Origin of the sequence: Pantoea eucalypti (genome assembly GCF_009646115.1) — a bacterium.
GTDB classification, from domain to species: domain Bacteria; phylum Pseudomonadota; class Gammaproteobacteria; order Enterobacterales; family Enterobacteriaceae; genus Pantoea; species Pantoea eucalypti.
Genome location: NZ_CP045720.1, coordinates 3,738,606 through 3,764,817 on the forward strand (window position 1 = coordinate 3,738,606; position 26,212 = coordinate 3,764,817).

At 57.0% G+C, this 26,212-nt stretch carries 21 protein-coding genes and 1 pseudogene; 9 read left to right on the plus strand and 13 right to left on the minus strand.

Features of this window, described 5'->3' with window-relative positions; translation table 11 throughout:
- Nucleotides 1-63: 63 nt before the first annotated feature.
- On the minus strand, nucleotides 64-960 hold the full coding sequence (locus EE896_RS17475) for a LysR family transcriptional regulator (protein ID WP_140916107.1): 897 nt from the start codon (nucleotides 958-960) through the stop codon (nucleotides 64-66).
- A 167-nt stretch (nucleotides 961-1,127) separates the two neighbouring features.
- On the minus strand, nucleotides 1,128-1,496 hold the full coding sequence (locus tag EE896_RS17480) for a helix-turn-helix domain-containing protein (protein WP_003855685.1): 369 nt from the start codon (nucleotides 1,494-1,496) through the stop codon (nucleotides 1,128-1,130).
- A 586-nt stretch (nucleotides 1,497-2,082) separates the two neighbouring features.
- On the opposite strand from EE896_RS17480, the gene EE896_RS17485 reads away from it, so the two are divergent.
- From EE896_RS17485 to EE896_RS17495, 3 genes are all read left to right on the plus strand, one after another.
- Nucleotides 2,083-2,742: a response regulator gene (locus EE896_RS17485; protein WP_003855687.1), complete on the plus strand. Its 660-nt coding sequence runs from the start codon at nucleotides 2,083-2,085 to the stop codon at nucleotides 2,740-2,742.
- Nucleotides 2,739-4,094: a sensor histidine kinase gene (locus EE896_RS17490; protein WP_003855688.1), complete on the plus strand. Its 1,356-nt coding sequence runs from the start codon at nucleotides 2,739-2,741 to the stop codon at nucleotides 4,092-4,094. Before EE896_RS17485 ends, EE896_RS17490 begins: the two co-directional genes overlap by 4 nt.
- Nucleotides 4,095-4,373: 279 nt before the next feature.
- Nucleotides 4,374-5,240: a nucleoside-specific channel-forming protein Tsx gene (locus EE896_RS17495; RefSeq protein ID WP_078804876.1), complete on the plus strand. Its 867-nt coding sequence runs from the start codon at nucleotides 4,374-4,376 to the stop codon at nucleotides 5,238-5,240.
- A gap of 119 nt (nucleotides 5,241-5,359) precedes the next feature.
- Here EE896_RS17495 and yjdN read toward each other — a convergent pair whose 3' ends face one another.
- Together yjdN and EE896_RS17505 are read right to left on the minus strand one after the other, a co-directional pair.
- Nucleotides 5,360-5,797 (minus strand): VOC family metalloprotein YjdN, encoded by a 438-nt coding sequence (gene yjdN, locus EE896_RS17500; protein WP_003855690.1) that lies wholly within the window; start codon nucleotides 5,795-5,797, stop codon nucleotides 5,360-5,362.
- A gap of 72 nt (nucleotides 5,798-5,869) precedes the next feature.
- Nucleotides 5,870-6,766 (minus strand): LysR family transcriptional regulator, encoded by an 897-nt coding sequence (locus EE896_RS17505; RefSeq protein WP_003855692.1) that lies wholly within the window; start codon nucleotides 6,764-6,766, stop codon nucleotides 5,870-5,872.
- Nucleotides 6,767-6,880: 114 nt separating this feature from the next.
- Between EE896_RS17505 and EE896_RS17510 the strand changes: the two genes are divergently transcribed.
- The 3 genes from EE896_RS17510 to abgT all read left to right on the plus strand — a co-directional run bounded on the left by EE896_RS17510 (nucleotide 6,881) and on the right by abgT (nucleotide 11,310).
- Nucleotides 6,881-8,194, plus strand: a complete 1,314-nt coding sequence (locus EE896_RS17510) for an amidohydrolase (RefSeq protein ID WP_140916105.1) — start codon at nucleotides 6,881-6,883, stop codon at nucleotides 8,192-8,194.
- Nucleotides 8,191-9,633, plus strand: a complete 1,443-nt coding sequence (locus tag EE896_RS17515) for a M20 family metallopeptidase (RefSeq protein ID WP_140916104.1) — start codon at nucleotides 8,191-8,193, stop codon at nucleotides 9,631-9,633. The genes EE896_RS17510 and EE896_RS17515 overlap by 4 nt, the downstream gene beginning before the upstream one ends.
- Nucleotides 9,634-9,792: 159 nt before the next feature.
- Nucleotides 9,793-11,310, plus strand: coding sequence for a p-aminobenzoyl-glutamate transporter (gene abgT, locus EE896_RS17520; protein ID WP_008926630.1), 1,518 nt, complete (start codon nucleotides 9,793-9,795; stop codon nucleotides 11,308-11,310).
- 80 nt (nucleotides 11,311-11,390) lie between these two features.
- Here abgT and nadS read toward each other — a convergent pair.
- A pseudogene (gene nadS, locus EE896_RS22785) lies at nucleotides 11,391-11,510 on the minus strand (NadS family protein); the annotation flags it as partial.
- A gap of 381 nt (nucleotides 11,511-11,891) precedes the next feature.
- On the opposite strand from nadS, the gene EE896_RS17530 reads away from it, so the two are divergent.
- A complete protein-coding gene (locus EE896_RS17530; protein WP_008926629.1) occupies nucleotides 11,892-13,301 on the plus strand; it encodes an MFS transporter in 1,410 nt (469 codons plus the stop codon).
- A gap of 45 nt (nucleotides 13,302-13,346) precedes the next feature.
- Here EE896_RS17530 and EE896_RS17535 read toward each other — a convergent pair whose 3' ends face one another.
- Genes EE896_RS17535 through EE896_RS17545 form a run of 3 tightly spaced genes read right to left on the minus strand, consistent with a single transcriptional unit; the run spans nucleotide 13,347 to nucleotide 17,189 of the window.
- The gene (locus tag EE896_RS17535; protein WP_140916103.1) at nucleotides 13,347-14,657 is read right to left on the minus strand and encodes a c-type cytochrome; all 1,311 of its coding nucleotides are present in this window, start codon (nucleotides 14,655-14,657) and stop codon (nucleotides 13,347-13,349) included.
- A gap of 10 nt (nucleotides 14,658-14,667) precedes the next feature.
- A complete protein-coding gene (locus EE896_RS17540; RefSeq protein WP_039660652.1) occupies nucleotides 14,668-16,452 on the minus strand; it encodes a GMC family oxidoreductase in 1,785 nt (594 codons plus the stop codon).
- Nucleotides 16,453-16,454: 2 nt separating this feature from the next.
- A complete protein-coding gene (locus tag EE896_RS17545) occupies nucleotides 16,455-17,189 on the minus strand; it encodes a gluconate 2-dehydrogenase subunit 3 family protein (RefSeq protein ID WP_008926626.1) in 735 nt (244 codons plus the stop codon).
- A 275-nt stretch (nucleotides 17,190-17,464) separates the two neighbouring features.
- Here EE896_RS17545 and sbmA point away from each other — a divergent pair, with 275 nt between their 5' ends.
- Nucleotides 17,465-18,706, plus strand: a complete 1,242-nt coding sequence (sbmA, locus tag EE896_RS17550) for a peptide antibiotic transporter SbmA (RefSeq protein WP_140916101.1) — start codon at nucleotides 17,465-17,467, stop codon at nucleotides 18,704-18,706.
- A 152-nt stretch (nucleotides 18,707-18,858) separates the two neighbouring features.
- Here sbmA and EE896_RS17555 read toward each other — a convergent pair whose 3' ends face one another.
- Both EE896_RS17555 and EE896_RS17560 read right to left on the minus strand, forming a co-directional pair.
- Complete coding sequence (locus EE896_RS17555; RefSeq protein ID WP_039660655.1) at nucleotides 18,859-19,068, minus strand: YdgH/BhsA/McbA family protein; 210 nt, start codon at nucleotides 19,066-19,068, stop codon at nucleotides 18,859-18,861.
- 212 nt (nucleotides 19,069-19,280) lie between these two features.
- Entirely contained in the window at nucleotides 19,281-20,468 is a 1,188-nt protein-coding gene (locus tag EE896_RS17560; RefSeq protein WP_003855706.1) for an MFS transporter, read from the minus strand.
- Between the two features lie 105 nt (nucleotides 20,469-20,573).
- On the opposite strand from EE896_RS17560, the gene EE896_RS17565 reads away from it, so the two are divergent.
- A complete protein-coding gene (locus tag EE896_RS17565; RefSeq protein WP_039660656.1) occupies nucleotides 20,574-21,539 on the plus strand; it encodes an AraC family transcriptional regulator in 966 nt (321 codons plus the stop codon).
- Here EE896_RS17565 and EE896_RS17570 read toward each other — a convergent pair.
- The 3 genes from EE896_RS17570 to murQ form a co-directional block, all read right to left on the minus strand.
- Nucleotides 21,536-23,080, minus strand: coding sequence for a methyl-accepting chemotaxis protein (locus EE896_RS17570; RefSeq protein ID WP_003855708.1), 1,545 nt, complete (start codon nucleotides 23,078-23,080; stop codon nucleotides 21,536-21,538). The genes EE896_RS17565 and EE896_RS17570 overlap by 4 nt on opposite strands.
- Before the next feature lie 227 nt (nucleotides 23,081-23,307).
- Nucleotides 23,308-24,762 (minus strand): PTS N-acetylmuramic acid transporter subunit IIBC, encoded by a 1,455-nt coding sequence (gene murP, locus EE896_RS17575; RefSeq protein WP_140916100.1) that lies wholly within the window; start codon nucleotides 24,760-24,762, stop codon nucleotides 23,308-23,310.
- Nucleotides 24,762-25,673, minus strand: a complete 912-nt coding sequence (gene murQ, locus EE896_RS17580) for an N-acetylmuramic acid 6-phosphate etherase (protein ID WP_140916098.1) — start codon at nucleotides 25,671-25,673, stop codon at nucleotides 24,762-24,764. The genes murP and murQ overlap by 1 nt, the downstream gene beginning before the upstream one ends.
- Between the last annotated feature and the right edge of the window lie 539 nt (nucleotides 25,674-26,212).

Sequence of the window (26,212 nt, forward strand, 5' to 3'; positions counted from 1 at the left end):
CAGCAACAACAGTCCTGGCAGAATAGTTACTCTGTGGCGCTGATTGTTGTCAGCAGGCAACAATCAACCTGGATTTAGGGCCTCAACCAGTGCATCACACAGTAGCGTCACCGGTGACACCGGGTCGGGATGGTCGTGAAGCAGGAGATAGCTTTGCAGGCGATCCATCTGCCACTCCGGCAGCAGCTGCTGGATATCCCCACGCGCCATCGCCTCCTGCGCCATGTAGGAAGGCAAATAGGCGATGCCACTGCCCGCCAGCGCGGCATTAAGCAGCGCCATGCTGTTGTTGGCGCGAAAACGACTGCGCACGTCCAGCGCCAGTCGCTGTTTATCCCGGCGGAACGGCAGCGCGGCGGTGTGTGCCGGACCATGGAACATCAGCAGGTCGTGGCGCGGCAGCATTTCGGGGTGGGTGATGGCGGGCCGCTGCGCCAGATAAGCGGGCGCGGCATAGAGTCCCCAGTCGATATCGCTCAATACCCGGAAATTGCCCTGCTGCGGGGATCGGGATCGGATCACAATCGCCAGATCCGTCTGATCGTCCAGCCGATCATGATTGCGATCGGTCAGATCAAGATCAACGTTGATATGCAGATGACGACGCAGAAAAAGGTTCAGAACAGGAACGACACACTGGCAGCCGAAGGTGACGGGTGCCTGAAGTCGGATATGGCCGGCGGACTGCTGATGCAACTGCTGCACAAAAGCTTCGGCACGCTGCACTTCAGCCAGCATTCGCACACAGTAGGGATAGTATGCCTGGCCCATCTCGGTGAGTGCCAGCCGCCGCGTAGTGCGCTGCATTAACCGGATACCGAGCCGCAACTCCAGCCGGGCGATCTCCCGACTGACATGGGATTTGGACCAGCCCAGTGCGCGGGCCGCTTCACTGAAACTCTGTAACTCTACTACCCGAGCAAATACCAGCATGGCGGTTAAATTCGCGCCGTTTTCCATGTTTCCCGACTCCGAAAATAAAGGGATGCTGGCAACAAACTAACACGTTCAGGCTGGGACGCTGTGGCGGGCGGGAAAAAAAGCGAGGCAGAGGCAGGAGGAGAATGGTGCAGAGCGCGGGCCGACCTTCCCGTCTGCTGGCTGTGACGGGAAGATCTTATCAGGCATCAGCTGGCCATCGCCAGGGGGAACAGCAGCCGATCCGGCTCGACGCGACGCTGACGGCGCAACTGGCCCGGCGTCATCATGAAATAGTTTTTAAAGGTGCGGGTGTAGGCCTGCTGGGTATCGAAGCCGTAGTTCATCGCCACCTGCAGTATCGCTTCGTTGCTGCTCAGCAACGTGAGCGCAGACTCGGTCAGGCGGCGCTGACGGATATATTCTGCCAGTGAAAAACCAGTATGCTGTCGAAACAGGCGTTGCAGATGCCAGCGCGAATAGCCTGAGCGGCGCGCCACTTCATCCAGGTGCAGATCGTGTCCTAAGTTATTCTCAATCCAGTCCAGCAAACTCCGAATAAACTCGCGCTGATTCATGGTTCCTCCTGTCGATTCTGATGTGCAGTGGAACCACTTTACTTGTTTAAATTTATCCCTTAATTAGCAGAAAATTAGCGCAGAATTAGCAAGGACGGAAACGGGTGCCGCATTGCGCGGCCAGACGCGACTCCAGCAAAACGTTAAGGCCGGCAGACTGCCAAAATAATTTGTGCTGAGGCAAGGGCGAATCCCCAAGAGCTGACATCAGTCAGTGAATGGGGTGAGCAAAAGCAGCCAGTGCCGCTACAGTGCGAAGTAAGAGAACAGCGGTCCGCCAAAATAATTCGTGCTGTGGCAAGGCGGCAAATGCGCGAATCCCCGGGAGCTGACATCAGTCAGTGACTGGGGTGAGCAAAAGCAGCCAACGCCGCCACAGTGCGAAGTATGACAGCGGTCCGCCAAAATAATTCGTGCTGTGGCAAGGCGGCAAATGCGCGAATCCCCGGGAGCTGACATCAGTCAGTGACTGGGGTGAGCAAAAGCAGCCAACGCCGCCACAGTGCGAAGTATGACGGCGGAAGGATAATTCTGGCCTAACAATTAGTGAGTAAACTCTCTCTTATCTTTATGAAGGAGATCAGCCATGCGCGTGTTACTGGTTGAAGATGATGAAATGATCGGCGCTAACCTGCAGCAGGCACTGCAGGGCGCGGGCTGGTCGGTGGATTGGGTGCGCGATGGCGTCTATGCCCAGAACGCCTGGAGCGAAGGCGGCTACAGCTGCGTGCTGCTCGATCTCGGCTTACCACGGGATGATGGCCTGCAGGTCCTGCGCCGCGCGCGCGGGCGCGGCGACGCGACGCCAGTACTCATTCTTACCGCACGCGACACGGTGGCGCAGCGGATTCAGGGACTCGACAGCGGTGCTGACGACTACCTGCTTAAACCGTTCGATTTACAGGAAGTCATGGCCCGGATGCGCGCCATTACCCGACGCAGCCACGGCGCGGCAGATTCCGTATTGGGCAGCGGCGATGTGCAGCTGGATATGATGACCCGCGAAGTGCTCTACAAAGGCCAGCGTGAGCAGCTTACGGCGCGCGAATATGCCCTGCTCTACGCCCTGCTGGAGCGGCCGGGCGCTATTCTGTCACGCGAGCAGCTGGAAAACCGTATCTATGGCTGGGGCGATGAAGTCAGCAGCAACGCGGTGGATGTGTTGATCCACGGGATGCGCCGCAAGCTGGATAACGACGTGATCCGCAACGTGCGCGGTCTGGGCTGGCGGGTGCCGGCAATATGAAACCTTTTCGCTTTATGCGCTCACTGCGCAACAAATTACTCTCTACGCTGCTGATTATTCATCTGCTGATGATCGGTGGCGTCACCTGGTATTTCTTCAGCTGCTACGGCGATATGGTCGGCACCATGAAGGACGATCAGCTGGCGAAAATCGCGGATGCCTGGTCCACCAATAAACAGATGCCCGCCCTGATGCCGATGCTTATTGCGCCTGACAAGGCGAAAAGCGCCTTTGTGGTGCAGCTATGGGACGATCAGGGTCAGTTGCGCGCCAGCTCATGGCCGGAGCTGCAGGCCCCGCTGCAAAACCAGCGTGGCTATCGCGACGTCCATATCGGTCAGTGCGACGACTGTGAATGGCGCATCTATACCCGGCCCGGCTTGCCTGGCAGTGAGATTAAAACCATTCAGGTGATGCACAACCTCAGCTACATGAAGGCATTGATGGTCAAGCGGGCGCTGTCGGCGATCATTCCGATGATCCTGATGATGCCGCTGTCGCTGCTGGTGATCTGGCTGGTCGTACGCAAGATCACCCGGGATCTGCAGGTCGCTTCGCGTCAGATTGCGGCGCAGGAGACGCATCATCCGCACAACGTCTCACCCGAAGGCTTGCCGGATGAGATCCTGCCGCTGGTGGCCGCCTATAACTCGCTGCTGAGTAAACTGCGTGAGGCCTGGTCGTCACAGCGTCAGTTTTTGGAAGATGCCGCTCATGAACTGCGCACGCCGGTAACGGCCGTGACGTTACAGCTGGAAAACCTGCGTCAGCATATTCAGCCAGGTGAAGCGAGCCGGCAGTTCAGCCAGCTGGAAGCGGGCGTGACACGTACCCGTCACCTGGTCACGCAATTACTCAATGTCTCACGCCAGGATGACCAGAGCGTGGTCGCCAGCGTTGAGCATATCGAACTGGAAGATCTGCTGAAAGAGAGCATTGAGCAGCTGATGGTCGTGGCGGATAAACGCGGCATCGATATCGGCTTTAATGGCTCCACGCAGTACCGTCTGCAGGCCAGCCGTTCCGAGCTGCGCAGCCTGTTTGACAACCTGATTGGTAACGCCATGCTACACACCCCGGAAGGCAGTCTGGTCGATGTACTGCTGCATCGGGTTGCCGGAAAGACCGTGGTCGATATTGTGGATAACGGGCCGGGCATGCCGGAATCCTTTATCGAGCGCGCATTTGATCGCTTTACCCGTTCGCCTGACGTTAAAGCTCAGGGTAGCGGCCTGGGATTATCCATTGTGCGCAATGTCGCTCAAAAGCATCAGATTCACGTCGCCCTTTCCAATTGCCTCTCGCCACAGGGTGCAATTTGTGGTTTGCAGGTTCGCGTTACACTTCCCTGATTCCCGCTGTTTGATCACGAACCAGACAACGTAAACGGTTGCCTGGTTCCGTTCGATCCACGCCGTTATTGTGAAGCTCATCACATTTTAGCTGAATTGTAATGCAACACTTTTTGACAAACGTGAGCAAAATCTATTTTCTATCGATCTGTTACAGGCACGCTACGCGGGCTGAAGAACTGGCTGTTATTTGCTGTGAAACCCTCATTCCCATCAAGGGACCGATTTTTCTCTGACTGCGTCTGCTGTGCGGCGGTCAAAAGCATGTGGCTGATAATAATGAAATATAAAACGTTGATAGCAGGTGCCGTGCTGGCATGTTCATTGAGTGGTACTGCGCAGGCAGCGGAAAGCGATCCGCAGTATGTCTCCGACTGGTGGCATCAGAGCGTAAACGTGGTCGGTAGTTACCACACGCGTTTCGGACCGCAGTTTAACAACGACGTTTATCTGGAATATGAAGCGTTTGCCAGGAAAGACTGGTTTGATTTCTACGGCTATCTCGACGTGCCTAACTTCTTCGGCGTGGGCAACAGCAATGCCAATGGCGTGTTCGACCACGGTTCACCGATGTTTATGGAGATTGAACCACGCTTCTCTATCGACAAGCTGACCGGCACCAGCCTGGCCTTTGGCCCGTTCAAAGAGTGGTATTTCGCCAACAACTACATTTACGACATGGGCCGTAACAGCGATAACCGCCAGAACACCTGGTACATGGGTCTGGGCACCGATATCGATACGCACAGCGATGTCGGCCTGTCGCTGAACGTCTATGCCAAATATCAGTGGGAAAACTACGGCGCGGCGAACGAAAACAGCTGGGATGGCTATCGCTTTAAGGTGAAATACTTCGTGCCAATCACCACGCTGTGGGGTGGTAACCTGGGCTATGTGGGCTTCACCAACTTCGACTGGGGTTCCGATCTCAATGAGAAAGGCGGTTCATCACGCACCAGCAACTCTATTGCCTCCAGCCACATTCTGTCCCTGGGTTACGATCACTGGCACTTCTCTGCGGTGGCGCGTTACTTCCATAACGGCGGACAGTGGGCGGATGGCCAGGAGCTGAACTTCGGCAAGGGTCCGTTTGAAGTGAAATCGACCGGCTGGGGTTACTACCTGGTGGCGGGTTATAACTTCTGATAATAGCGGGCGGTTGCAACAACCGCCCGTTTAGTCGGTGAGCTGGCCCAGGACATCACGCATCAGGGCCAGCTTTTCAGCTGCAGGCTAATCTGATAAGCACTGCATCTGCTCTGCATTTAATTCTGCGGCTTTTCAACATTGATGCGCCATGGAATGTTGAATTTATCAATGAACATCGCGAATCCGTTCGACCAGAACGTCTCCTGCCACGGCGTCGTCACTTTGCCGCCTGCCGATAATTTCTCAAACCAGGCTTTGCCCTTTTCAACATCATGGGTAGAGAGGCTGACCGCGTAACCCGCATGCTCTGACGCTGGCGGCTGTTCGGTATTGCCATCGCTGAGCATTAGCTCACCGTCACCAATGCGTAATTGCGCATGCATGATCTTTTCTGGCGGCTGTGGCGCTGCGGACTCATCGCCGACCTGCTCACCCTGATCCGGCATATCACCGAATTTCATTTTAGAGAGTAACTCTCCACCGGTTGCCTGCAGGTAAAAGTCGATAGCCTCTTCACAACGGCCATAGAGAAACAGATAAGGACTAACTTGCATCGTAACCTCTATTTGTCGGTTGGATTTTTTCAGTACCTTAACAGTGTAGACGATCGACTTTGCGTATTGATTTTACTGACAATAACGGCGAAAGAGTTGTGCCATATAACTGCTCATTGGGGTCAGCGTCGTGTCTTTGCGCTGAATCAGATAGAAGATCGCTTTCGGCAAAGGGTCGTCGAGCGACAGTGCCACCAGCGAACGGCCCAGAATGGGATCGTCAATCACGTCGACCGACAGAATACTGATGAAATCACTTTGTGCCACCAGGCTGGTGCAGGCCATAAAGGTTTCACAGGTCACCACGATTTTAGGTGCCATGCCGCGCTCGCCAAACAGATCGTGCAGCAAGCGATAGTAACTGCCTTTCGGGGTTGGCATCGTCCAGTCTGCCTGCTGTAATTCTGCCAGAGAACGGGCTTTCTCCAGCGGATGGCCTTTGCGCACCACCACTTTGTACTCGCGTTCCATTACCCGCTCATACATCAGCTCCTGATCGAGATGGCTCTGGTCATACGTATTGATAGTGAAATCAAGCGCTCCCTGACGCAGCTCATGCACCATTGAGACCAGCTGGCCTTCAACAATGCGCACCTTCACGAGTGGGTATTCGCGATGAAACTGGTTTATCACCTGCGGCATGATGGTGCGGGCCACGCTGCCACCCACGCCGATATTCACCTGACCGCCACCCAGCCCCAGTCGCTGCTGGATATCCTCTTCGGCGACCCGCAGCTCTGCCAGTACCAGGCTGGCATGACGAAAAAAGTTATCACCGATATCGGTCAGCACGACACCCTGCTGACGGCGGATAAACAGCTTTGCCCCCAACTCGCGCTCCAGCTCCTGAATCGCTTTGGTTAACGCCGGTTGCGACAGCCCGGAAAGTCGGCTTGCCGCCCGGATACTGCCCTGTCGCGCCACGTCAGTGAAAGCGCGCAGCTGATGAAGTTTGAGATTGGCAGACATAGTTTTTCGATAACCGTTGTTTATCAGTCACAAGATATTCGCATCTTATGCCGCCCAACTCCATTGTGTAGATTCGATGCAGTGCATAAAAAATCAACAACGAGGAGAGAGCCGATGAGACCCCTTTCAGAGCATGTCTGCGCCCTGCTGCCAAAGCTGCAACAGTGGCGTCGCGACTTCCATCACTACGCCGAATCGGGCTGGCTTGAGTTCCGCACCGCGACGTTAGTCGCAGAAGAACTGCATAAGCTCGGTTATCAACTGGAGCTGGGCCGTGAAGTGATCGACGCCGATGCGCGGATGGGCTTACCTGACGAAGCCGTACTGAAGCAGCAGGAGGCGCGCGCGTTACAGCAGGGCGCGCTACCGCAGTGGATCAGCCACTTCTCCGGCGGATTCTGCGGCATTGTGGCGACACTTGAGACCGGTCGCCCCGGTCCGGTGATGGGCTTTCGCGTCGATATGGATGCACTGGATCTCAATGAAAGCCAGGCCGGCGATCATCTGCCACAGCGTGAAGGGTTCGCCTCCTGCAACGCCGGCATGATGCACGCCTGCGCCCATGACGGTCACACCACCATTGGTCTGGGCCTCGCTTCCGTGCTGATGGCGATGAAAGATGAACTCAGCGGCACAATTAAACTGATCTTCCAGCCCGCCGAAGAGGGTGTGCGTGGTGCCAAAGCGATGGTCGCGGCAGGCGCAGTCGATGACGTTGATCGTTTTACTGCGATTCATATCGGTACCGGCGTGCCGGCAGGCGAAGTGGTATGCGGCAGCGACAGCTTCCTGGCTACTACCAAACTGGATGTTCACTTCACCGGCGTCGGTGCTCATGCGGGCGGTCGCCCGGAAGAGGGGCGCAACGCCCTGCTGGCTGCCGCACAGGCGACGCTGGCGCTGCATGGCTTAACCCAGCACAGCGGCGGCGTGGCGCGGGTTAACGTTGGCGTGCTACAGGCAGGAACCGGCCGCAATGTGGTGGCCGACTGCGCCCTGCTGAAAGTCGAAACCCGTGGCGTCACTAATCAGGTTAATGACGATATTTATCAGCAGGCGCTGCGGGTGATTGCCGGTGCAGCCGCGATGTATGGCGTTGAGCAGCAGGTTTCATTAATGGGTGCTGCACGCAGCTGTACCCCGACGCAGCCGTGGGTCGATTTTATCCATCAGCAGGCAGATGCACTCGGCATATTCGACTCTGTGGTCGATCGTAAAGCGCAGGCGGCAGGTTCGGAAGATGCCACTTACATGATGGAGCGCGTAAAGCAGCGTGGCGGCCAGGCCTCTTACGTCATTTTTGGCTGTGACCTGGCGGCGGGTCACCACAATGCGAAATTCGACTTTGATGAGCGGGTCATGCCAGACGCCATCACGTTGCTGGCAACACTGGCGCTGAATCAGGCACAGTTCGGAGGATCACGATGATAGAAGCATTTATTGCCGGGTATATCAATCGCCATCAGCTCCGCTTCAGCACGCTCAGTGACGCCATCTGGGACACGCCGGAAACCCGTTTTGCCGAAACCCGATCCTCTGCTCTGCTGGCTGACGCGCTGGAAAAAGAAGGATTCACTGTGGAACGCGGTGTGGGTGGCATCGACACCGCCTTTATCGCCAGCGTGGGCAGCGGCAAGCCGGTGCTCGCTATCCTCGGCGAGTTCGATGCGCTGGCTGGTCTGAGCCAGCAGTCGGGCTGTGCACGGCCGCAGCCGCTGGAGGCTAACGGCAACGGACACGGCTGCGGCCACAACCTGCTCGGTACAGCAGGTGTAGCCGCGGTGTGCGCCGTAAAAGCCTGGATGGAACAGCATCACACGGGCGGCACGGTTCGCTTTTACGGTTGCCCTGGCGAAGAAGGCGGATCGGGCAAAACTTTTATGGTGCGCGAAGGGCTGTTTGACGACGTTGATGCCGCGGTGACCTGGCATCCTGAAGGCTTCAGCGGCATGTTCAATTTGCGCACGCTCGCCAATATCCAGGCGGCGTTCAGCTTTAAAGGCATCGCGGCGCACGCGGCCAACTCTCCCCACCTGGGCCGCAGCGCGCTGGATGCCGTCACGCTGATGAATACCGGTGCCAACTTTCTGCGCGAGCATATCGTGCAGGAAGCGCGTCTGCACTACGCCATCACCAATAGCGGTGGCGTTTCACCGAATGTGGTGCAGGCTGATGCAGAGGTGCTTTACCTGATTCGCGCCCCGGAACTGCCGCAGGCGCAGGCGATCTACGAACGGGTGATTAACATCGCCAGGGGCGCTGCACTGATGACCGACACCACGCTGACCGTGCGTTTTGACAAAGCCTGTTCAGACTACGTGCCTAATCGTGCACTTGAAGCGGTCATGGAGCGCTATTTGCATCAGTTTGGTTTGCCCGACTACAGCGACGAAGAGCGCGCGTTTGCGGCGGAACTGCGTGCCACTCTGACCGATGACGATCTGCGCAACGCCCGGCTCAATGCCGCCCGTACGGGTGGCGAAGCCGGTCATGCCTGGGCTGCGCAACTGGGCAATAAGCTGTTCATGGATGAGGTCGCGCCCTATGCGGTTACGCGTGAGCTGCTGTATGGCTCCACCGATGTCGGCGATGTCAGCTGGGTGACGCCGACCGCACAGTGCTTTGCGCCCTGTTTTACCTTCGGCACGCCGCTGCACACCTGGCAACTGGTGGCGCAGGGCCGCACCACTATCGGGCATAAGGGGATGTTTCTGGCAGGCAAAGTGATGGCGGCCACGGTGTTAACACTGCTAACGGATCCGCAGGCGCTGGCTGGCTGCCGGGCCGAGTTTGAACGGGTGCGCGCCGCGCAGCCTTATATCTGTCCGATCCCGGCGGGGATCACACCAACAAAACTGGCCGAATGAGCCACCGGCCGTGTCTCTGACACGGACCACTATAAAAATAGTGCAAACACATCCCTGCTTCAGCGGAGCCGACTCTGAACTCACCGTCGGTCATATACCATGACCGACGCCAGACCGGGCCTGCGCCGATAAGGGAAACACAAGACGAGAACCCATACCATGGAAGCAACATCCGAGAACCGAAGCCCCGGCAGGCTCTTCAGCTGGATCGAGCGTGTGGGCAATAAAGTGCCCAACCCGTTTTTACTGTTTGTTTATTTGATCGTGGTGCTGATGGTGGCAACCGCCATTATCAGCGCACTGGATCTGGCGGTAAAAAACCCCAGTAACGGTGAAATGGTGCGGGTGAACAACCTGCTGAGCGTCGCAGGCATTCAGTGGATCCTGCCCAATATCATCAAAAACTTCAGCAGCTTCACCCCGCTGGGATCGATTCTGGCGCTGGTGATTGGTGCCGGTCTGGCGGAAAAAGTCGGCCTGCTACAGTCACTGATGGTGAAGATGGCGTCGCGCGTCAGCCGTCGTTACGCCAGCTATATGGTGCTGTTTATCGCCTTCTTCAGCCATATTTCCTCGGATGCTGCGCTGGTGGTGATGCCGCCACTCGGTGCGCTGATCTTCCTGGCAGTGGGCCGTCATCCGGTTGCAGGCCTGCTGGCGGCCATTGCCGGCGTCGCCTCTGGCTTTACCGCCAATCTGCTGATTGTCACCACCGATGTGCTGCTCTCGGGCATCAGCACCGAAGCGGCTAAAGCCGTCAGCGATACGGTGCATGTCAGCGTCATCGACAACTGGTTCTTTATGGCGACCTCGGTGATTGTGCTGACGATAGTGGGCGCGCTGCTCACTGATAAATTCGTCGAGCCGCGCCTGCCGCAGTGGCAGGGCAACGGTGAGAAGCTGGCGGCACTGACGCCTCTGGAGAACCGCGGTTTGCGGGCCGCCGGGATCGCCGCGCTGCTGTTTATCGCCCTGATGGCGCTGCTGGTGGTCCCCGAAAATGCACCGCTACGCAATCCCACCACCGGCGCCATCATTCCTTCGCCTTTTATTCAGGGCATTGTGCCCATCATCATTCTGTTCTTCTTTGTGGTGGCGATCGCTTACGGCGTGGTGACACGGCAGATCCGCCGTCCGGATGATATCCCGCAGCTGCTGGTCGATCCGATGAAGGGCATGGCGGGCTTTATTGTGATGGTGTTTCCGCTGTCGCAGTTCGTGGCGTTCTTCAACTGGAGCAACATGGGAAAATTTATGGCAATCGGGCTGACCGATGTGCTGGAAAGCGCAGGCGTCAGCGGCGCGCCCGCCTTTCTGGGCCTGATGTTCCTGTCGGCGTTTCTCTGTATGTTTATCGCCAGCGGCTCAGCAATCTGGTCAATTCTGGCGCCGGTCTTTGTGCCGATGTTTATGCTGCTCGGCTTTCATCCCGCCTTCGCTCAGATGATTTTCCGCATCGCTGACTCCGCCGTACTGCCGCTGGCACCCATGTCGCCCTTCCTGCCGCTGTTCCTGGCCTTTTTGCAGCGTTATCAGAAAGATGCGCAGCTCGGCACCTATTACGTGCTGATTTTCCCCTATCCGCTGGTGTTCTTTATCAGCTGGATAGCGCTGCTGATGGTGTGGTATCTGCTGGGTCTGCCAATTGGGCCGGGTGTCTGGCCGAAACTGCCTTAAGTCTCAGTGCCACCGATGCAGGCATTATCGGTGGCGCTTTCTCTCTTTTCCGGCTGGGGGATATCGGGGCATGGGTTGAGTGCCCGAATAGCCTTCACATCGGCCACCGTATAGCGCGTAACACGACCAGGCACCCGGACGCCGTTTTTGATCTCAACAGCTTCTTCCAGCGATGCTTTCAGCTCGTCAAAAAAACTCACGTTAACCTCATCTTTCCGTAATTGGGTCTGCTTCTTCAGCTCAGCTTTTTCCGCGTCCGTGAAGAAAGTGTCACAAAGCGGGACTATGCTAGCGCAAGGACGCCATTTGCATCCATGCGGACCTGCCCTCACGTGACCGGGCTGAGAGACAGACCGGTATTTGCGGCATGCAGATGCTGCTCCAGTCGTCGCTGCCGGAGTACGTGCGCCACAGATGGCAAAACCTGCAACGTACATTGCTAAATCATCAGCAACACCCCGCTCGGCAACGGCGGATGAATTGATTATTCTGCTATTTCTTCGCTTGCTAACGGTTAACTCTGTTAGTCCTTATCTGACCGGCTGCGAGTCGTCTCCACACTGCCTGAGGTTCATGCTGAAATGACCACTACCTCCACCAGCCTGCCGCCACTGCACGCTTCATCGGCGGCCCGCAACAGCTTAGCCGCACGGGTTGATGCGCTGCCCTCCTCCACCGGTTTGTGGCGCTTTATTACGCTGCTGGCGCTGGGCGGTTTTTTTGAGCTTTATGACCTGTTTGAAACCGGCTATATCAGCACCGGCCTGCTATCCGCAGGCGTCTTTCACACCGGCGCGGCAGGCGTGCTGGGCTTCTCCGATCAGGCGGCATTCGCCTCGGCCACTTTTCTCGGCCTGTTTTTCGGTGCCAGCCTGCTGGCGCCCTACGCTGACCGCTTTGGTCGCCGTCTGACCTTTATGTGTGCGCTGCTGTGGTATGGGCTGTTTTCACTGCTGATGGCGTTCCAGCAAAGTGCGGAGATGATTATTCTGTTCCGCTTCCTGGTGGGGATCGGGCTGGGCGTCGAGCTGGTGACCATTGACACCTATCTGTCGGAGTGGGTGCCGACCCATCTGCGCAGCCGCGCCTTTGCCTTCTCTTTTTTCGTGCAGTTTTTGTCGGTACCCGCCGTGGCGCTGATGTCCTGGTGGCTGATTCCGCAAACGCTGCTCAGTCTTGAAGGCTGGCGCTGGGTGGTGATCGCAGGCGCGGTCTGTTCACTGGTGATCTGGCTGGTGCGCAGAAATCTGCCGGAGTCGGCACGCTGGCTGGCGCAGCAGGGCCGTCATCAGGAGGCGCATCAGGTATTGTCCACGATGGAGCAGCGCTGTGGTATCCCGGCTGGCCCCGCTGTTCAGCCCGATGACGCCGCAGGGCAGCTGCCAAAACGAGGACGTTTCAGCGAGATATGGTCACCCGCTTACCGCAAGCGCACCCTGATGCTGGTGGTGATGAACTTTTTCCAGGCGATCGGCTTTTTCGGCTTTGGTAACTGGCTGCCTGCGCTGCTGTCAGGCAACGGTGCCACGGTGACGCACAGTTTGCTTTATGCCTTCTTCATCACGCTGGCCTATCCGCTCGGTTCGCTGATCTGCAGCCGCTACGCTGACAAGCTGGAGAATAAGTGGCAGATCGTCCTGTCGTCGCTGATGACGGTGGTGTTCGGCACGCTGTTCGCCTTCCAGACGCAGCCAGTATTGCTGATTCTCTGCGGCTTCCTGATCACCTGGTCCAACGCCTGGCTGACCTTCAGCTTCCACGCCTATCAGACCGAGATCTTCCCGACCCATATCCGCGCGCGGGCAGTCGGCTTCTGCTACTCCTTCAGTCGCCTTTCTACGGTCTTCAGCAGTATTCTGATTGGGGTGATATTGCAGTATGCCGGCACGCCAGGCGTAATCACCTTTATCGTGCTGAGCATGGTGATGGTGATGCTGTCGGTAGGGATTTACGGGCCGAAAACACGCGGAATCGATCTGGAGAATATTTAAAAAAAAGGCCGTCATCCTATTGATGACGGCCTCTGTTACTGTCGGTTATTTACCTTCCAGTACGCTGATATCCGCACTGCCCAGCCGATCTTTCTCATCTTTACGCAGCTCAGCGACCTGTTTCGCGCTGACCTGTTTCGACGCCGTGTTGCCCCAGCTGTTGCGCACGAAGTTCACCACGTCCGCCACCTGCTGATCGTTCAGACGCCAGCCAAATGCTGGCATAGTAATGGTCGACGGCGCGCCATTCACGCCAGGCAACTGCCCGCCCACCAGCACGATATGGATCAGGGAGGTGGGATCGTCCGCCAGAACGACCGGATTACCGCGCAGCGCTGGATAGAAGCGTTTATAGCCACTGCCATCGGTTTTATGACATGCCGCGCAGCTGTCAACGTAGGTTGCAGCACCCGTCTGGCTATCATCACCACGCCACAGCGCTTTTGCCGTGGCATCATCCACGCTGAACGCTGCCTGATGGGGATCTTTCGCACCCAGTGACTTCAGATAGCGCGCAATTGCCGTGATATCAGACTCGCTCAGGTGCTGCAGACTGTGTTCCACCACATCGGTCATGCCACCGAACGCGGCAGTCTGGTCGTTGCGGCCATAACGCAGGAACTGACGCAGATCGTCTTCGCTCCAGCGCCCCAGCCCATCGCGGTTATCGCCGCGCAGGTTGCTGGCGGTCCAGCCATCAATAGGAGCACTGCTGCCCGCCAGATAGTCGCTGCCCTCTTCGTTAGTCAGCGCCTTCTCCTGCATGGTGATGCTACGCGGTGTATGACAGGCCCCGCAGTGGCCCAGTCCTTCAACCAGATAGCGACCGCGTGCCAGCACCGGATCTTCCTCTGCTGCAGGCTGGAATGCTTTTACGTCGGGCGCAAAAATCCCGCGCCAGACCGCCAGCGGCCAGCGCATCGATAGCGGCCAGGGAATGTCGCTCTCCCGATTTGGCTGCTTAACCGCCGCAACGCCATGCATGAAGTAAGCGTAAAGCGCCTTCATGTCTTCATCGCTGACCACGGCGTAGGAGGGATAGGGCATCGCCGGATAGAGCGTATCGCCGTTTTTCGCTACGCCGTGACGCACCGCTTTCTGGAAGTCGTCGTAGCTGTATTCACCAATGCCGGTGTCGCGATCGGGCGTAATGTTGGTGGAGTAGATGGTACCAATGGGTGTCGCCATCGGCAGACCACCGGCAAACGCCGCGCCGCCTTTGCTGGTGTGGCAGGCAACACAGTCCCCGGCACGCGCCAGATACTCACCCCGTTTAACCAGATCGTCCTGGTTGCTCTCCGCCAGTGCGGCAAACGTCAGGGAGCCAAGAATCAGAGCCAGAATGCTATTTTTCATCGCCATATCCTTATGCCTGCACCAGTGGGCCGGGGTTTTTCAGGTAATGTTCGCGAATTGCTTTGGCTGACCAGTAAGTCAGCGCCGCCACCATGCCGGTCGGGTTGTAACCCAGTCCCTGCGGGAAGGCAGATGCGCCTGGAACAAAGACATTCGGCACATCCCAGCTTTGCAGATAACGGTTAACCGCACTGGTTTTGGGATCGTCGCCCATGATCGCCCCGCCGCTGATATGGGTGGTCTGATACACCGTGGAGTCAAAATGGGTGCCCGGCTTTTTCGCGCCGCCGATGATCATCTTTGGATTCATCGCTTCAGCAATATTGCGCATCTTACCGACCATAAACTGCGCCATTTTGATGTCGTTATCCTGCCAGTCAAAGGTCATGCGCAGCAGCGGCTGCCCATAGGCATCCTTGTAGTTAGGATCGAGATCGAGGTAATTGGCGCGATAGGACTGGTGAGCGCCATGCGCATCCATCGACAGGTGATGCGTGTAGGTGTCCGCTACCGCCGCTTTCCATTTGCTGCCCCAGTTAGGCGTACCCGCAGGCACTGGCAGGCCAGAGATCGGTTTGGTGCCCGCCTGGTTGACCCAGAATGGCGAACCGCCGACAAAGCCCAGTGGCCCATGGTCGAAGTTATCCGCGTTGAAATCATCCACCGCGACGCCTGCACCACCCGCACCGATAAACGGATTGGTGGTGGTGTTTTTATCAAACAGCGCCTTGAGCGTAGAGAGGTTCTGATAGGCGAAGTTACGGCCCACAGTGCCTTCGTTGGTCATCGGATTGTACGGTTTGCCAATGCCCGACAGCAGCATCAGATGCACATTGTGGAACTGGAAGGCGGAAAGAATGACCAGATCTGCGGGCTGAACCTGCTCACGGCCCTGTCCATCCACATAGGTCACGCCAGTGGCACGCGTTTTGTCATCGCTGAGATTGACCCGCAGTACATAGGAGTTGTTGCGCAGCTCAAACTTCGGCTCCTGACGCAGCGCGGGCAGGATATTGACGTTCGGCGACGCTTTGGAATACATGTAGCAGGCGTAGCCGCTGCAGTAACCGCAGAAGTTGCACGGCCCCATCTGCGCGCCATAGGTATTGGTGTACGGGCCTGACGTATTGGCGGAGGGCAGATCATAAGGATGATAACCCACTGACTCTGCCGCCTGAGCAAACAACTGCGCCGAGTAAGTACGCTTCTGCGCGGGCAGCGGGAAGTTATCTGAGCGGTCGGGCGCAAACGGGTTACCACCTTTATCTTTGCCGACCACTTTACCTTTGATACTCCAGGCGCTGCCTGAGGTGCCAAAGACTTTTTCCGCCTTGTCGAAGAACGGCTCCAGTTCATCGTAGCTGACGCCAAAATCCTGAATCGTCATGCCTTCCGGAATGAAGTTTTTACCGTAGCGCTCTTCGTAATGGCTGCGCATCCGCAGCTCAACGGGATCAACACGGAAATGGACGCCTGACCAGTGCAGGCCTGCGCCACCGGTACCGGTGCCGGGCAAAAATGCCGCCAGCTGGCGATAAGGTACCGCCGTCTGAGAAGCGTCATGACGAATCGTCACGGTGCTTTTGGAGAGGTCCTGGAAGAGCTTTTTGCGGACGTTATAGGTCAGCTCATCAATGGACTGCGGATAGGATCCATCGGGATAGGTATCACGATGCGGCCCGCGCTCCAGCGCCAGTACGTTAAGGCCCGCTTCAGTCAGCTCTTTCGCCATAATCGCGCCTGCCCAGCCGAAGCCGACAATGACCGCATCCACTTTTTTCATTTCGTTTGCCATGCTTAGCTTCTCTCTCCGCGAATCGACACTGACGGGAACGGATACCGTTCGCCGCGCTCTACCCAATCCATAAAGTCGGCGCGGGCGCCAGGGAAGTTGATCAGCTTCCAGCCGACCATGCCCTGATTCCCGCCGTGGATAGGATCGCTAAAGAAGCCTTCACGGGTGTTCTGCAGCAGGAAGCTGAAGAAGACTTTTGCCGGTAGCTGGCTGAATTCCGCGCTGCCACTCTCCATCGCCTGCAATAAGGCATCCTGCTGCTCACCGCTGAGCTGAGCAAAGACCTTGCCGTGCTGCTTTTTGCTGTAATTATCGGCATCGGCCAGACCAAGGCGGTAAATCTGCTGTGGCACCAGCGGCAGCTGATAGCCCAGCTCTTTCGGCAGGTCGGGATTAAACGGACCCTGCATATACCAGTTCGATCCCGTGGCATACGGCGTATTCATTTGACGATCGATAAATTCCGGCACGCCCGCTTCCAGCGCTCCCGGTCCGCGTTCATCGCTGGGAATCAGGCGTGCCACGGCGGCGGTAATAAAGGCAAACTCTTCGGCGGTAAACCAGTTCGGCTGGTAATCACGTGCCTGCTGCGGTGCGGCCGGGGTTTCAGCCGCCTGCGCGGCCAGCGGAAGGGAGAGCGCGCCCATTGCGGTGGAGCCTACCGCCATCGCAGGCGCCAGGGTAATTGTCTTCAGCAAAAAATCCCTGCGTGAATGACCCTTTTTTTGTTCTGACATGACATTGCCTCATTCCCGCACTCACTGGCGGTATGAAAAAGTGGTGGTTGCGTTGTAATGGTTTTTATCAGCAGATACAGGCGTGGCGCCTGCTTGTTACCGGTAACAAACCTGCATATTGTATCACTGCCATTCACAAAGATTTAGTTCAAAGAAACAAAATCGCACAATTTCATTAACATCTATCTTCTTCCTGTCATGAGCAGAAACAACAGACTACAGACAGCGACACGTCAAAAACGTTATAACAAGCAATACACAACAGCGGAGTACCTATGTTTAAGTCTTTTTTTCCGCGGCCAGCGCTGTTTTTCAGCTCTGCGGCTGTCTGGAGCTTATTAGCAATTTTTGCCTGGTTCGGCTTTGCCGCCCATCTGCCAGGCATCTGGCCCACTTTTGAAACCACAATGAAGCAGCCCCTCCCAACGACGGCGGCGCGTTTTATTGCCGCAAGTCAGCTCTGGTTTTATCTCTATTACTGGATAATGGTAGCTATTTTTGCCGGGGCCTGGCGGCTTATTGATCCGCATCCATGGCGGCGCTGGTCTGTGTGGGGTTCTGCGCTGATCATCTTTGTCACCTGGTTTGGCGTGCAGGTAGGTGTCGCCATTAATGCCTGGTATGGCCCGTTCTACGATCTGATTCAGAAAGCGCTGACCAAAGCGGGATCGGTGCAGATTGCAGAGTTTTACCATGAGGTTATCTCTTTTCTCGGCATCGCATTAATCGCGGTGGTGATTGGCGTACTCAACTCCTTCTTTATCAGCCACTGGGTTTTCCGCTGGCGTACGGCCATGAATAACTACTACATGCACAACTGGCAGCGCCTGCGTCATGTCGAAGGTGCTGCACAGCGTGTGCAGGAAGACACCATGCGGTTTGCAACCACGCTGGAAAACTGGGGGGTGAGTTTTATTCAGGCGATTATGACGCTGGTCGCGTTTTTGCCGGTGCTGGTCGCGCTGTCACATCATGTGAAAGATATTCCGATCCTCGGCAATATTCCTTACGCGCTGGTGATAGCCGCTGTGCTCTGGTCCGTATTCGGCACCGGGTTGCTGGCGCTGGTTGGGATTAAGCTGCCGGGGCTGGAGTTCCGCAATCAGCGGGTTGAAGCCGCCTACCGTAAAGAGCTGGTTTACGGCGAAGACAATGCCGATCGCGCCGGGCCACAAACGGTGCAGGAGCTGTTCAGTCGGGTACGGGTTAACTACTTCCGACTCTATTTCCATTATCTCTATTTCAATATCACCCGCATTCTCTATCTGCAGGTCGATAATGTGTTTGGTCTTTTCCTGCTGTTCCCGTCGATTGTCGCGGGCACGATTACGCTGGGCTTACTCAACCAGATCACCAACGTGTTTGATCAGGTACGCGGCTCGTTCCAGTATCTGATCGCCTCCTGGTCAACGCTGATCGAACTGATGTCGATCTACAAGCGTCTGCGCAGCTTTGAGCAGATTCTGGATGATGTGCCGCACGATGAGATGATGCGCGAGGCATCGGAAGACGTGTAACGGGTGAGGATTGCCGTTTTTTGACATAAAAAAGCCACTCGTCAGAGTGGCTTTTTCGTTTGCAAAATCTGGAAGTAAAATCTTTTACTTCAGCAGAAACGCCGCCAGGACGCCCGAAGGTGTCCTGTCAGCATCAGAGGGTAAAGTGCAGCTTATTTCAGCAGCTCAGCAGTCATGTGAACGCCGTTGTTGTTGTAGGCTTCAGTGATTTTATATGAAGCACCAGCATCCTGAGCCTGCGCAGCGATTTTCGCTTCAGCACCGTCCAGCGTAGAGTCGACAGCGGTCACAGATTGGGCGAAGCTGGCGAATGGCAGAACAGAAAGGGCGATAACAGCTGCAAAAGTTTTGATAGATTTCATGGTCAATTCCTCGGTTAATTTTTATCAGGTAAGGCGTGCTGCCTTGTTGATAGATATATTAGCCCTGAAGTTGATCAGTAAAAAGCGGAGGGTTTTGCTTAACTCATTCAATAAAACTGATGATAAAAAGCACATTTCGCACAGTTATCACTCAAAAGGTTAATAATCCATATTCAATAAAAAAGGCAGCATAACGCGCTGCCTTCAGAGAATTATCCGTGATGCCTTACCCGGCTGAAGATAGTTAGCGCAGCCAGCAGCATCAGTACGCCGCTGGCAACAAACACACCGCCTGCGCCGCGCAGGTCAAACATCCAGCCGCCTGCCGCCGCACCAACGGTAATCGCCAGCTGGATAGTGGCAACCAGTAAACCGCCGCCCGATTCCGCATCATCCGGCACCGCGCGTGAAATCCACGTAGACCAGCCGGTTGGCATCGAACCAAACGCCATCCCCCAGATCGCCACGCCCGCGCCGACCAGCCAGCTGACATCACCAAAGCTCACCAGCAGCAGCGCGGTGATACTCATTAACAGCGCCATGCCACTCAGCGTCAGCGACACACTACGGGTGACCAGATAACCGGCCAGCGAGGTGCCAAAAAAGTTCGCTACGCCAAAGGCCAGCAGCACCAGCGACAGCTGATTAAGGTTGAGCTGCGCGACACCTTCCAGAAACGGACGCAGGTAAGTAAAGAAAGCGAAGTGGCCGGTAAACATCATGATCACGGCCAGCATGCCCCACCGCATCACACCGATACGCAGCAGTGCCAGCACCCCGCCGTTGCGGGCTTTGTTCTCTGCCGGCATGGCGGGCAGCGTAAAGAATTGCCACAGCAGCGCCACCGCGCCCAGCCCGGCGGTCAGCATAAAGATGTTGCGCCAGCCGACCAGTCCACCGAGATAGCTGCCAAGCGGCGTAGCGATAATTGTCGCCAGCGAGATACCACTAAACACAATAGAGAGTGCACGTGGCACCTGATCGCTGGGCACCAGACGCATAGTGATAGCGGTTGAAAGTGTCCAGAAGCCACCAATGGCCATACCCAGCAGCACCCGCGCCAGCAGGATTACCGTCAGGTCAGCCGCAAAGGCCACCATCAGCGCAGAGGCGATCAGCAACAGTGAAAAAACCAGCATCACAATACGGCGGTCAATTCGCCGCGTGACGCTGCCGGTCACCAGGCTGGTAAACAGCGCGACCAGTGCAGTAATAGTGACGGTCTGTCCCGCCTGCCCTTCGGATACACCGAGACTGTGCGCCATCGGCGTCAACAGACTCACAGGTAAAAATTCGGCGGTGATGAGGCTGAACACCCCAAATGCCATGGCAAATACCGCACCCCACGCGGGACGGGTCGGCGAGGAAACCTCATCAGCCACTTCGGTTGTCAGACTCATGCTGCTTCTCCGGAAGATAAAAAAAGTGAGTGTGAGCATAGAGTGTCGCATCAGGACGATCTATGATGCTTACACCTTCATTTTTGATAATTCGTCTGGAATCATATGAGCCACTATGGAGATCTGACCAGTGAACTGCTGATGGGGATGCGCCTGTATGGCGTGAACTACCAGCGCATCGCGGTAAGCGCGCCATTCGGGTTGCGCTACGAGCACGCACCGGGCCGGGCGCAGTTCCACTTTGTCGGGCGTGGCTCACTGCTGGTGCGCAGCGCCTCCGGCGAGGTGTTTCAGCTCAACAGCGGCGATGCGCTGCTGGTGCCACACGGTAAACCGCACAGCCTGATCTCCAGTGAGGAGGCGGACTGCCAGTGCATTAAAAACATGGCGAGCAAGCCGCTCTGCGACAGCGTCTGCGCCATCGCCGCCCCGGAAGATGCCGGTGAGGACGAGCACAGCGTACTGCTGTTCAGCGCCTGCATGGCGTTTGAGCTTGGCGGCATGCAGCCGCTGATCAATACCATGCCGGATGTGATGCTGGTGAGCACTCTGCTGTCGCAGTACCCGGAGATTCAGCCGATCCTGGCCGCAATGGAGCGGGAGTCACGCACGCGTCAGGCGGGGTTTGCCGGCATTCTGTCGCGTCTGGCGGATGTCGTTGCCGCGCTGATTGTGCGCGGCTGGGTAGAAAACGGCTGCGGCCAGAGTAGCGGGCTGGTGCAGGCAATGCGCGACCCGCGTCTGAGTCAGGCGATTGCCGCGATGCATCGGGAGCCGGGCGAAAACTGGACGGTAGCGCGACTGGCCAGCGTGGCAGGCTGTTCGCGCTCGGTGTTTGCCGGACGTTTTCTCAATGCCACCGGTATGACGCCGCTGCGTTATCTTACGGAGTTGCGGATGCGGCTGGCGGTGCAGCGGATTGTGAACAATGGGGAAGCGGTGGAAGCCGTGGCCTATCATCTCGGCTACGGCTCGATTGCGGCGTTCAGTCGCGCGTTTAAGCGGATCGTTGGTCAGTCGCCTGGCGCGCTGCGTGCCGGACGCGAAAGCACGCAGGCGCTGGCTTCTTAGCGAAAGACGCTGATCGCTTCCACCAGACGGTTAGCCTGATGGGTCATGCGACCAGACGCCTCGGCGCTTTCTGTCACGCGGGCAGCGTTCTGATGGGTGATATCATCGAGATCTTCTACTGCTGAGCTGACCTCGCTGAGCGCCGTCGCCTGTTCGGCCGTGGCGGCACTGATCTGGGCGATTAGCGCAGTGACATTCTGCACCTGCGACACGATATCCTGCATCGTCCGGCCCGCCGCGCTGGCATGCTCATTGCCCGATTTGACCCGGCTGCTGCTGGTTTCAACCAGCATTTTAATCTCGCTGGCGGCTTTAGCGCTGCGTTGCGCCAGGCTGCGAACTTCACCCGCGACCACTGCAAAGCCTTTACCCTGCTCACCTGCCCGCGCCGCTTCCACCGCAGCATTCAACGCCAGAATATTAGTCTGGAAGGCAATGCCGTCGATCACGCTGGTTATATTGGCGATACGCGTTGAGCTGTCGGCAATTTCGCCCATCATGCCCATCATATCCGTCATCACATCGCCGCCTTTGCTGGCGGCGTGACTGGTGCTGGCTGAGAGGCTATTCGCCTCATGTGCAGTTTCGGTGTTGCTCTTCACCGTCGCGGTCATTTCGTTCATGGTCGCCGCGGTTTGCTGCACGTTAGCCGCCGCCTGTTCAGTACGGCGACTCAGTTCGTTGTTACTGCGGGCGATGGCATCACTGGCACTCAGCACATTGATCGCCTGGCCGCTGACATCATCCACCAGCCAGCGGAACATCAATCCGAGCTGGCCAATGGCACGTAGCGTGACGCCGACCTCATCCACACGATCCATCTGTTCAACCTGATGGCTGGCACCGGTCGCTACGCGGAGCGCCTGTTTGCACATCCGCTCAATAGGACGTGAAATCTGCTGCTCCAGCCACACACTGCAGAGCAGAAGCAGCGCAGCCATTCCCGCAGCAAAGCCTGCCAGTGCAGTGTGGGTCATGCCCAGTGCCCAGACGCCCGCCACCGAGAGAGGCAGTAACGCCATCAGCGTGCTGCGAATCCGCCAGCGCAGGGGCAGCGTCTTCAGGATTGAGGCGGGACGACGCCAGCCGCTGCGCACCAGCAGGCCTTTGTGAAAACGTCGCCCTCTGGCGCGGCCTTCACGAAAATCCTGATAGAGCACTTCTGTCTGACGCACCTCTTCAGCCGTAGGTTTGGTGCGCACGGACATATAACCCTGCACTTTACCGTCGCGTACGACCGGAATGGCATTGGCACGCACCCAGTAGTGGTCGCCGTTTTTCCGGCGGTTTTTGACCAGCGCAGTCCAGGGTTCGCCCTGCTTCAGCGTCGCCCACATATCGGCAAAGGCTTCTGGCGGCATATCGGGGTGACGCACCATGTTATGCGGCTGCCCGTTGATCTCGTCAGCAGTGAATCCGCTTGCTTCGATAAACGCGTCGTTGGCGTAGGTAATGTGGCTGTTGAGATCGGTGGTCGACATCAGTGTCGCATGATCATCGAACAGATATTCACGCTGAGAGACAGGCTGGTTGTTACGCATCAAAAATCCTTGGAGACCCGACGTCCTGCACGCAACAGTCTGAGGCGCAGCGTGAAAACGGCGGGCTGAGAAATAACGATTACCCTTTTTTATGTTTTCGGCATGCCCGCGCCGACTCTTTAGTAATACGCTTTAATTTCTGCCGCGAAAAAAGCCACTTTGCAGCGGCTTTCACACTTTTGATCTGTTTTTATCCGTTAGCCAGACTGGAGAATTCCGGCAGTGGCTTAACTGAGGTCAACATTACGGGTGCCAAACCAGCAGGTGAGCAGAAAACCGCCGGTCCATGCGACGATCAGCCCGGCCAGGTAAACTGCCATCCCGGCGAAGATGCCCTGGCTGGAGGTCATCAGTGGCAGAGTGACCAGCCCGGACGGCCCGAATACCGTGTTCATCCCCACTGGCAAACCCAGCCACGCGACCAATCCAATAAAAAAGCCGCCCAGTGCTCCGCCGCCACAGGCGGTGATAAAGGGCTTGAGGCGGGGCAGCGTGACACCATAGATCAGCGGCTCGCCCACCCCAAGCAGGCCGGGGACAATTGCACCTTTGATCTGCGCCCGCAGCAGCGCGCCTTTTTCTGCTTTGCACCAGAGTGCCAGTGATGCGCCGACCTGGCCTGCGCCCGCCATTGCCAGAATCGGAAACAGCGAGTTAAATCCCTGGGTTTCCATCAGCGCAAAATAGACAGGAATAAAGCCCTGATGAATACCGAACATCACCGCAATCAGGAACAGTCCAGCCAGCAGCGCGCAGCCAAAGGGATTGCTATTGAGGTGGATAAACAGCCACGACATTCCCTTAAACAGTTCGCCGCCCAGCGGCATAATCAGCAGATAGGTGATGGCGCCCGTGATCACCAGCGTAAACAGCGAGGTGAGGATCATATCCAGGTTGTCAGGAATGATTTTGCGCAGCTGTTTCTCTATCCACGCCCCGATAATCGCCGCCATCAGCACACCGATAATGTTGCCGCGCGGATCGATCGTCAGACCAAAGAAGCTCTCCATACCGCTGTAGTAGCCGGTGGTGGCCGTGGGCACATAGCCGAGCACAAACAGCGAGGCGATGATGGCGCCGTTTACGCCGCTGCCGCCAAAGGCTTTCTGTGCGTTATAGCCGATCAGAATACTGAGAAAGGTGAACAGCCCTTTGCCGAACACCTTCATGTACGCCACGGTGTGCAGCAGCCAGGGCGCGTGATCGCCGGGCGCATTAAGATGGAGACTCTGTTCAATCAGCGTGGCAAATCCCAGCAGCAGTCCCGCGCCGATAAAGCCTGGGATTAGCGGCGTGAAGATAGTGGCGAAGCGCGACAGGAACTGATGCACCCCACTGGTCTGTTTCGCCTTTAGCTGCTGCTTCTGCTGCGCTGCCAGCTGGCTAAGCGCCGCCGTTTCGCCCTGCGAAGCCATTGCAGTATCACCCTGCGACAGCAGGCTTTGCATTCCCTCGGCGGCGGTTTGCGCTTTTCCTGGCCCCACGACAATCTGTAACTGCGCATCGCTGTCGATGACCCCCAGCACGCCCGGCAGGCTTTTTAACCTGGCCAGATCAGCCTGTTCTGGCTGATTCAGCGTCAGGCGGAGCCGTGTCATGCAGTGACCGCAGGCCGCGATATTCTGCGCACCACCGACCGCCTGCAGGATGTCGCGTAACAGTGCCTCGGTGATTTTCGCCATCAGCGTGCCCCCGCTGCCTGTAGCGCCTGACGGATAAAGCCCTGATGCTGACCGAGCAGCGCTTTGGCCTCATCGGCGTCCAGGTCAGCCAGTACCATCAGGATGGCGGTTTTGCAGTGTCCGCCACAGCTGGTCAGCGCCGCACGAGCAGTCGCGTCATCACAATCCGTAGCCTGCATGACGATGTTGACCTGGCGCTGCACCAGTTTCTGGTTAGTGGCTTCCACATCGACCATCAGGTTGCCATAGACTTTTCCGCTGCGGATCATCGATCCGGTGGTGAGCATGTTGAGCACCAGTTTCTGCGCCGTGCCCGCTTTCATGCGGGAAGAGCCGGTGACCACTTCCGGACCGACCACGGGTGTGAGCGCAATGGCGGCAACCTGTGACATCGCGCTGCCCGGATTACAGCTAAGCGACACAGTGGTCGCGCCCAGTTCATTCGCGTAAGCCAGCGCACCCAGCACATAAGGTGTGCGACCACTGGCGGCGATACCGACCAGCACGTCATGGCGGCTAAAATGGATGTCTTTCAAATCCTGCGCGCCCTGTTCCCGGTTATCTTCGGCGTTTTCAACCGCCTGTAGTATTGCGGTGTGGCCGCCGGCAATCAGGCCAATCACCTGATCACGCGGCGTGCCAAAGGTAGGCGGGCATTCGCTGGCATCCAGGATGCCCAGCCGCCCGGAGGTGCCCGCGCCGCAATAGATCAGTCGTCCACCTGCCCGGAACGCGGCACTGATGGCGTCAACGGCGGTGGCGATTTGCGGCACGATGGCCTCAACTGCCAGCGCCACCTTTTTATCTTCGTCATTAATGACGCGCAGCATCGCTTCGGTGGAGAGTTCATCAATGTTCTGGCTGGCCGGGTTGCGGCCTTCAGTGAGCATCTGGCTGAGGTCGAGTTTCATGGCGGGCTCCGCTAAGGAATAAATTATTCAAATTACCCACTATCATAACGAATGATTAATTCATTGGGTGAGATCTTTTTTCAATGGCTGTGGGGTGGGTTATGTTGCGGGGGATTGGGCTGGTTAGCGTTGAGCTTAAGCAGGGTGCCTGGCATTCGGGGCTTAATGGCTTTGTGATCAGAGCCAGTCAGAAAAGGTTCACCTGATCGTAAAGACGCATTCGTCATCCATGACGCTCGGCCCACGCCATCCCTGGCGGTGGGACGCTTTACTCTTCAGGTGAACCTTTTCTTCCCTTAGGCTGTTTTATTGCTGTTTGTAAAGGGCTTGAGCTTGCCGATAAGATTTAAAAATCCGTGCTGTATCGCAAATAAATCCTTCGATACGATCTTTTGATTTTCTTAAAATACAGCGCATAGCTGGCATAAAGGCGGATACAAAGGGGGAGCGGAGTAAAGCGTCCGCCGCATGGATGCGGCGGCCAAGGCCCCAGGGATGGGTTTACGCCGACTTTACGTAGCCACCCTTTGTGTCCGACT